This window comes from Brevundimonas sp. EAKA, assembly GCF_000698025.1.
Lineage (GTDB): Bacteria > Pseudomonadota > Alphaproteobacteria > Caulobacterales > Caulobacteraceae > Brevundimonas > Brevundimonas mediterranea_A.
On sequence record NZ_JMQR01000210.1, the window covers coordinates 1 to 3,000 of the forward strand.

The 3,000-nt window shown below is 66.8% G+C and carries 3 protein-coding genes, 1 tRNA gene and 1 pseudogene; 4 read left to right on the plus strand and 1 reads right to left on the minus strand.

Translation table 11 applies throughout. The annotated features are described in order from the left end of the window. A pseudogene (locus ER13_RS16785) lies at positions 1-369 on the minus strand (lipoate-protein ligase B); the annotation flags it as partial. A 65-nt stretch (positions 370-434) separates the two neighbouring features. On the opposite strand from ER13_RS16785, the gene ER13_RS16790 reads away from it, so the two are divergent. The 4 genes from ER13_RS16790 to ER13_RS17780 all read left to right on the plus strand — a co-directional run. After that, positions 435-686: a FliM/FliN family flagellar motor switch protein gene (locus ER13_RS16790; RefSeq protein WP_008260376.1), complete on the plus strand. Its 252-nt coding sequence runs from the start codon at positions 435-437 to the stop codon at positions 684-686. Between the two features lie 97 nt (positions 687-783). Beyond that, a tRNA-Leu gene (locus ER13_RS16795) sits at positions 784-868 on the plus strand. A 62-nt stretch (positions 869-930) separates the two neighbouring features. After that, positions 931-2,349 (plus strand): magnesium transporter, encoded by a 1,419-nt coding sequence (mgtE, locus tag ER13_RS16800; protein WP_035311150.1) that lies wholly within the window; start codon positions 931-933, stop codon positions 2,347-2,349. A 69-nt stretch (positions 2,350-2,418) separates the two neighbouring features. Next, on the plus strand, positions 2,419-3,000 hold a 582-nt coding region (locus ER13_RS17780), incomplete at its 3' end, for a lysozyme (protein ID WP_197019815.1).

The window sequence follows — 3,000 nt, forward strand, 5'->3', positions numbered from 1 at the left end:
CTCCAGCCCCCTGACGAAGGCCCGCACGTCGCGGCCGCGCCGGTTCAGGTCCAGCATGACATAGGCCACCCGCTGGCCCGGCCCATGATAGGTGAACTGCCCGCCCCGCCCCGTCCGGTGAACCGGGAAGCGGCCGGCGTCGAGCAGGTCCTCGTCCCGCGCCGACACCCCGGCGGTATAGAGGGGCGGATGTTCCAGCAGCCAGACCATCTCCCCCGCCTCGCCCGCCGCTATGGCGGCGACACGCGCCTCCATGAAGGCTTCGGCGGCGGCGTAATCGACAGGGCGGGTCGCCACCGCCCATTCGACGGGGCGGTCGTCGCCGCGACGCAGCTTCTGAAGTTCAGGACTTAACGGCTCGGCAAGCATAAGGCTTCAATGTGCAGCTTGAGGCGTTTCCGCAAGGGACGACCTCATAGTGAACGAGAGCGCCCGTGTCCCAGATCAACGCCGTCGACGTCGAAATCTCAGTGGTGCTGGGCCGTATGGTGCTGCCGATGTCGCAATTGCTGCGCATGGGTCGGGGCGCGGTGATTCCGCTGGACGCCTCCGAAGGCGACGAGGTCTGGATCCTGGCGAACAATCACCCGGTCGCGCGCGGCGAGATCGAGATTCGCGACGACCGGATCGCCATCACCGTGACCCGATCGGCCGACCTCTACGACTTCATGGCCGGTTCGGCCTGACGTATCCACAAGCTGAAACGCACAAAGCGCGACAGGGCTGAAAAGAGAGCCTTTCCTTTTCCGGCGGCTTCGTCTATTCGCCGCCGCTCCGATGCGAGCGGTCGTGGCGGAATTGGTAGACGCGCAGCGTTGAGGTCGCTGTGGGGCAACCCGTGGAAGTTCGAGTCTTCTCGACCGCACCATCTGGCTAAACAGGGCGATTCATCGGCTAACTACGGCTGGACATACCAAGGGAGGCGACCACGTGAACACCACGGACTCCGCCTTCGCTCCAGCCGAAGCGCCTGATAACGAAGACCACGCCGCCCTGGACGAGGACTATGTCCTCACCCCTCAATTCGTCGAGAAAGTCGTGGACGCCGCCGACGACGGCGACGGCATGCGGCTGCGCTCACTGCTTGAGGATCTGCACCCCGCCGACGTCGCCGACCTGATGGGCTTCCTGACCTCGGAACACCGCGCCGTCGTGGTGCTGTGGCTGCCGCCGGAGCTGCTGGCCGAGACCCTGCCCGAACTGGACGACGGGATTCGGGAAGAGGTGCTGGAGCGGGTGCCGCACGGCACCCTGGCCGAGGCCCTGCAGGAACTGGATTCCGATGACGCCGCCGCCGTGGTCGAGGACCTTGAGGACGACCAGCGCGAACGCGTTCTGGCGGCCATGCCGGACGTCGACCGCGCCGCGATCGAGAGCAGCCTGGGCTATGATGAGGAGTCCGCCGGCCGCCTGATGCAGCGCGAGGTGATGGCCGCGCCCCAGTTCTGGAGCGTGGGCGACACCATCGACCACATCCGCAAACAGGGCGACGACCTGCCGGAGCTGTTCTTCGACATCTATGTGGTCGATCCGCTCAACCGCCCCGTCGGGGGGGTGCCGATCAGCGGCCTGCTGCGCGCCCCGCGCAGCGCGGCCCTGGCCGAACTGATGGAGCCGGTCAACGAGATCGCCGTCGATCAGGACCAGGAAGAGGTCGCCTATATCTTCGAGAAATATCACCTGATCTCGGCCCCCGTCGTGGACGCGGCCGGTCGGCTGGTGGGCCAGATCACCGTCGATGACATCGTCAACATCATTCAGGAAGAGAACCGCGAGGACATCCTGCGTCTGGCCGGTGTCGCCGACGAGGATCGCGGCTCGTCCGTGTCCGAGATCGTGCGCGGTCGCGTGCCCTGGTTGGCGATCAACCTGGCGACGGCCGCGCTGGGCGCCAGCGTCATCGGTCTGTTCGAAGGCACCATCCAGCAGATCGTCGCCCTGGCCGTGCTGATGCCCATCGTCTCGGCCATCGGCGGCAACGCCGGGACCCAGGCCCTGACCGTCACCGTCCGCGCCCTGGCGACCCGCGAACTGAACTCGGCCAACGCCATGCGGACCTTCCTGCGCGAGCTGGCGGTCGGCGTCGCCAACGGGCTGGTTCTGGCCCCCCTGATCGGGGTCGCGGCGGGATTCTGGTTCCGCGACGAGGACTGGCGGATCGGTCTGGTCATCGGGGCGGCCATGATCCTGAACCTGCTGGTGGCCGCCTGTATCGGCGTGCTCACGCCTTTGACCCTGTCAAAGCTGAAGTTCGACCCCGCCGTCTCGTCGGCGGTGTTCGTCACGGCCACGACCGACTTCTTCGGATTCCTGATTTTCCTCGGTCTGGCCACCATGGTTTTGCTGTAGAAGCCTGGCCCCATGTTTGCTGAGACGTGGCCCTGGGCCGCGCCGCCGTCTCGCTTTGGGGCAACACCTGTGTCTGACACGCCGAAACCGACCAAGATCTCTCGCGAAGGGATCATTCTGATCAAGAGCTTCGAGGGTTTCCGCCCTCGAGCCGTTCAGCGCGCCGACGGCCGCTGGACGATCGGCTATGGCCATACCCGTTCCGCCCGCGAAGGGCTGAGCGTGTCCGAGAGCGACGCCGAACTGCTGTTGCAGTACGACCTGATCCCGGTGGTTCGCGCCATCGGCTCCGTCCATGCGCCGCTGAACCAGCATCAGTTCGACGCCCTCGCCAGTTTCGCCTTCTCGGTGGGGGTGGATCGTTTCACGACGTCCGACGTCCTGGCCCGATTGAACGCAGGCGCGCCTGACGAAGCCGCCGAGGCCCTTGGCGGCTGGTCGGACGACACCGAGATCGTCACGCCGCCGCGCCGCCGCGCCGCCGAACGCGCCCTGTTCGTCGCCAATCCCGACGCGCCGGTTTCGCTGGCCGACCTTCTCGCCGCGCCCCTGCCGCCGGTGGCCGCCACCCTCGTGCAACGCACCGTCGAACCCGAGACGCCGGTTGAGGGGGGCACGTTCGAAAACGCGGATGTCGCGCCTTTCCCGGCC